General features: G+C 75.6%; 4 protein-coding genes. All 4 read right to left on the bottom strand.

Features of this window, described 5'->3' with window-relative positions; genetic code table 11:
- Nucleotides 1-138: 138 nt before the first annotated feature.
- Nucleotides 139-2193 carry an acetate--CoA ligase family protein gene (locus tag ACFW2E_RS40895; protein WP_384475414.1) on the bottom strand — a complete coding sequence of 685 codons (2055 nt, stop codon included), beginning with the start codon at nucleotides 2191-2193 and terminating at the stop codon, nucleotides 139-141.
- Nucleotide 2194: 1 nt separating this feature from the next.
- Complete coding sequence (locus ACFW2E_RS40900; protein WP_384475417.1) at nucleotides 2195-2386, bottom strand: ferredoxin; 192 nt, start codon at nucleotides 2384-2386, stop codon at nucleotides 2195-2197.
- 78 nt (nucleotides 2387-2464) lie between these two features.
- Nucleotides 2465-3730 carry an NADH-ubiquinone oxidoreductase-F iron-sulfur binding region domain-containing protein gene (locus ACFW2E_RS40905; protein WP_384475419.1) on the bottom strand — a complete coding sequence of 422 codons (1266 nt, stop codon included), beginning with the start codon at nucleotides 3728-3730 and terminating at the stop codon, nucleotides 2465-2467.
- Nucleotides 3727-4134, bottom strand: a complete 408-nt coding sequence (locus ACFW2E_RS40910; protein WP_384475421.1) for a hypothetical protein — start codon at nucleotides 4132-4134, stop codon at nucleotides 3727-3729. The genes ACFW2E_RS40905 and ACFW2E_RS40910 overlap by 4 nt, the downstream gene beginning before the upstream one ends.
- Nucleotides 4135-4431 lie beyond the last annotated feature (297 nt).

Genomic DNA, 4431 nt, shown 5'->3' on the forward strand with positions numbered 1-4431 from the left:
GGGCCCCGGTGCGCGGCGGGTGGGGGGGGGGTGGGGCCCGAGCTCGGGGGGGGGGGGGGGGGGGGGGGGGGGGGGGGGGGGGGGGGGGGGCACGCCCGGGCGCGTCGTGGCCGTCGCCCGGGCGAGTACGCGCGGGTCTCAGGCGAGTACGGCGCGCGAGTCCAGGGCGAGGGCACCGCGGGGGCTGACGAGCAGCGGATTCACCTCGATCTCGGCGATCTCGGGGTGGGCGGCGGCGAACGAGGTGATCGTCTCGACGGCCACCGCGGCCGCGGCGGCATCCACGGCAGGCCGGCCGCGCACCCCGTCGAGCAGTACGCCGGTGCGCAGTCCGCGCAGCAGGCCCAGGGCACGGTCGGCGGGCACCGGCGCCAGGGTGAAGGCGACGTCGCGCAGCGACTCGGCCAGCACTCCGCCCAGGCCGATCATGGCGACCGGACCGAACCGCGGATCGCGGTTGACGCCGACGATCAGCTCGACGCCGTCGGACAGGTCCGCCATGGCCTCCACGGAGTACGCGGACGCGCCCAGCCGGGCGTGCATCTCACGGAAGGCGGCGACCACGTCGTCGGCCCCGGCCAGACCCAGCACCACACCGCCCGCGTCGGACTTGTGCAGCAGGTGCAGGGCCTTGAGCACGTACGGGCCCGGGAACTCGGCCACGGCCGCGAGCAGTTCGGCCTCGTCGTGGATCTCCCGGGCGGCGGGGAAGGCCAGTCCGGCCGCCTCGAGGGCCGCACGGATCTGTGTGTACCCGGTCTCGTCCAGCGGTGCGGCGGGCCGCGGGAGGGGAGCGACGCCGGGCGGCAGTCCGTCGGCAGCCGTGGCGGCGAGGGCGCGAGCGGCGTCCTCGGTGGCGTCGAAGACCGGGATGCCCGCCGCCGCGAGGGTGCGGCAACTGGGGGAGCCGGGATACATCGACTGCACCACCAGCGGTTTGGCGGTGGCGCGGTGACGGGCGGCGATGAGCCGTGCCGCCTCCTGCTCCCCGTTCGCCAGCACCGTACCGCCGCCACCGAGACCGCCCTCGGAAGCCGAGTAGCCGCCGAAGTAGCCGGTCATCAGCACGGCGTCGACCTCCTCGGCAGCCAGCAGCCCGGCGACGGCCGCGGCGTATGAACCGGGGTCCTGTTCGCCCATGCCCGCCAGGTCCACCGGGTTGGCGACGGCCGACGGCTCCCAGAGCACCTCGCGCAGTCGCTCCCGGGTCGGCGCACCGAGTTCGGGCACCGTCAGCCCGGCCGCCTCGACGGCGTCGGCGGCGATCACGCCGTGGCCCCCGCCGTCGGTGAGCACGGCGACGCGGCGGCCGGCCGTACGGCGCGAGCCGTCCAACGCGGCCAGGACGACGGTGAGTTCACGTGGAGTGGCGACCAGTTCCACACCGGCGTCCCGGCACGCCGCCGTCACCACGTCGGCCGACGTGGTCAGCGCGCCGGTGTGCGACTGCGCGCTGCGCGCGGATGCGTCGCCGCGTCCGGCGGTGAGCAGCACCACCGGTTTCCCGGCCACGGCGGCGGCCTCGGCGAAGGCACGTCCGTCGGCGAAGTCCTCGGCGTAGACGGCGATCGCCCGGGTGTCGTCGTGGCGGGCGCAGTCGGCGAGCAGGTCGACGAGGGTGACGTCGGCCTGGTTGCCCAGCGAGACGAACCGGGAGAAGCCGAGCCCGTGCGGGCTCAAGCGCAGCTGGAGTTCGAGGGCGAGGTTGCCGCTCTGGCTGAGGAGCGCCACCCCTCCGGGAGCGAAGGTGTCCGAGGCCAGGAAGAGATCCGTGGTGTTGTCGGCCATGCCCAGGCAGTTGGGGCCGATCATGACGGCGCCCGCCGCGCGCACCCGCTCGGCGACGGCGTGCTGGCGCGCCCGTCCCGCGGCACCCGTCTCCGCGAAGCCTGCGGTGATCGCGACGATCGCCCGTGCCCCGCACTCGAGTGCCTCGTCGACGGCCGATTCGAAACCGGCGGCAGGTACGCAGATCACCGCCAGGCCGACCGGTTCACCGATCGCGCTCAGGGTGGGGGCGGCGGTGCGGCCGAGCACCGTACCGCCGCGCCGGTTGACCAGGTGGACGGGACGGCGTCCGTCGGCGCGGACGGCCTGGGCGGCGATGGCGTGGCCGTACTTGGCGGGGTCGTCGCTGGCACCGACCACGGCGACGGACACGGGGTCGAAGAGGGCCGAAAGGTCACGTCCCATGTCACTTCACCAGCCGCAGGGCGGAGTTGGGGCAGGCGGCGACGGCGGCCGCGGCAGCGTCCTCGCCGCCCGGCGGCACGGACGTCTCGCGCAGCTGTGCGTAACCCCATTCGTCGAGGTCGATCAGCTCGGGCACGGGCTCGCGGCACAGGCCGTAACCCTGGCAGCGGGTCGAGTCCAGCAGGAGTTTCATGGTGCGGCCCTTTCTGGGAGGGGAGGAGGGCGAAGGGGCGGGACGGAGGGCAGGGCGTGTCAGGGCACGGTGGGCGTGTCAGGGCACGGCCACCAGGAATCGGCGTCCGTCCCCGGCGGCGCCGCCGGTCGTCGCGTCGTGGCAACCCGGGCATCCCGAGTCCCGGTGGTCGTCGACGCGGTCGGGGAAGTGCGTGAGGAGGCCGGCGACGATGCGCGCGGCGGCGTCGAGGAGCCCGCAGGCCCCGCGCCCCGGCAGCTGCCGCGACCAGCGCAGCAGCTTGTCGGGCGTGTCAGGGGCGGCCCCGCCCTGTGCCAGGGCCGACAGCGCCCCGGCGAGCGCCCCGGTGCCGGAGACGCACACCCCGCACTGCCGGGCGCTCTGCGCCGTGAGGTAGGCGGCGGCCTCGGTGGCGACGGAGACCGGGCAGTCCGCGGGCCGCAGGAAGTACAGCGCTCCGCAGCCGAGCGCGCCGCCGGCCGCCGCCAGCCGGTCCTGGCCGAGGACGAGATCCCTCCATCCCGCGCCGTGCAGCCCGCCGAACAGGCCGCCCAGCAGCACCGCCCCGGCGTTGCCGTGCCCGCAGGAGTCGGCGAGGATCTCGAGGCGGGTGCCCGCGGGAGCCTCGACGAGAGCCCCTTGTCCACCGGTACCGGAGAGGGTCACCAGGTGGGTGCCGGCGACAGCTGCCGCCGCCTCGGGCCGGGAGTGCAGCACGGCGATTCGGGCCAGTGTCTCCACGTTGGCGACCAGGGTGGGCGCGCCGCCGACGCCGCGTTCGAAGGGGCGCGGGGGTTTCGCCGTGGGCAGGGCCGGGCCGCCGTCGATCCGGCGTACGACCGCGGTCTCCTCCCCGGCGACGTAGGAGTGCGGCGTGCGTACGACGTCCACGCGCAGGTCGGGGGGGCGCTCGGTGAGGGCCCGCTGGACGGCCTGCTCGGCGGAGGCGTCGGACAGGTAGACCCAGCCGCGCTCGGCACCGGTCATGGCAGCCGCCAGGCGGAGGCCGTCCAGGACCAGGTGAGGCCGGTGCCGCAGCAGCCAGCGGTCCTTGACGGAGCCCGGTTCGCCCTCCTCGCCGTTGGCCACGACGACCGGTGTGCCGGGAGCGTCACGGACCGCGCGCAGCTTGACGGCCGCCGGGAAACCGGCACCGCCTCGACCGCGCAGCCCCACGGTGCCGATCCGTTCGAGCAGCCTGGCGGGCGCGGGTACCGGGGCGTACCCGCCGACGGCGAGGTACCGGGAGGAGTCCTCGTTCGAGGAAGAGCCCGCGCCGCTGCCGGGCGGCGGGGTGAGCAGGCCGTGCCGTCCTCCGGGGAGGAGGGAGAATACGCCGGTCATACGGTGCTCCAGTGCTCGCCGTATCGGGATTTCAGGCGGGCCACCGCCCGTTCCAGGGCCTGCCGCTGGGCCGCCGTCCGCGCGTAGCCGGAGCCGGGCAGGCCGATCAGCATGCGGTGGTGGTCGAGGACGACCTCGCCGGCCAGCAGCGCCGGGCCCGGATCGGCCGGCACCGGCTCCTCGGCGGCCGCCACCACCAGATCGGTGACCTCGCCCAGGTACCGCAGCCAGCCGCGTTGCGTGCCGCGCAGCACGAGCCGCTCGACGTGACGCCGCTCGGCGGCCACGAGGGCCGACGGCGCACCGCCGGCCGCCGAGGCCCGCAGCGCCGCCACGGTGGAGGGCAGCTCCTGTTCGGGCTCCGGTGTGAGACCGAGCCATGCCAGATTTCGGCGAGCGCTCATGTGCGTGCCTCCGGGGGCGCTCCCGCTCCCGGTACGGGGAGCGGGGTGGCGCGGCGATGGCGTGACGGGGGATGCTCCACCGCTCGCCGAGCGCGGCGGGGAGCCGGGCGGAGTACCGGCTGGGGCCGTGTACCGCGTGACGTGCGGCTGCCTGGATCCGGTCAGCCGGGTGGTGCGCACCAGTGGTCCGCGGGCGGCCGGGACGACTCGCCGCTGTCCCTGCGGGGTCGGCCCGTCCGCCTGCAGCGAGACTAACTAACTAATTAGTCAGCCCACAAGCCTTGACTTGTCACCGCG

Origin of the sequence: Streptomyces sp. NPDC058964 (assembly GCF_042741275.1) — a bacterium.
Lineage (GTDB): Bacteria > Actinomycetota > Actinomycetes > Streptomycetales > Streptomycetaceae > Streptomyces.

Excerpts from the sequence above, each read along its gene's own strand:
- ACFW2E_RS40895 (WP_384475414.1), bottom strand. The coding sequence starts at position 2,193 with ATGGGACGTGACCTTTCGGCCCTCTTCGACCCCGTGTCCGTCGCCGTG.
- ACFW2E_RS40900 (WP_384475417.1), bottom strand. The coding sequence starts at position 2,386 with ATGAAACTCCTGCTGGACTCGACCCGCTGCCAGGGTTACGGCCTGTGC.
- ACFW2E_RS40905 (WP_384475419.1), bottom strand. The coding sequence starts at position 3,730 with ATGACCGGCGTATTCTCCCTCCTCCCCGGAGGACGGCACGGCCTGCTC.
- ACFW2E_RS40910 (WP_384475421.1), bottom strand. The coding sequence starts at position 4,134 with ATGAGCGCTCGCCGAAATCTGGCATGGCTCGGTCTCACACCGGAGCCC.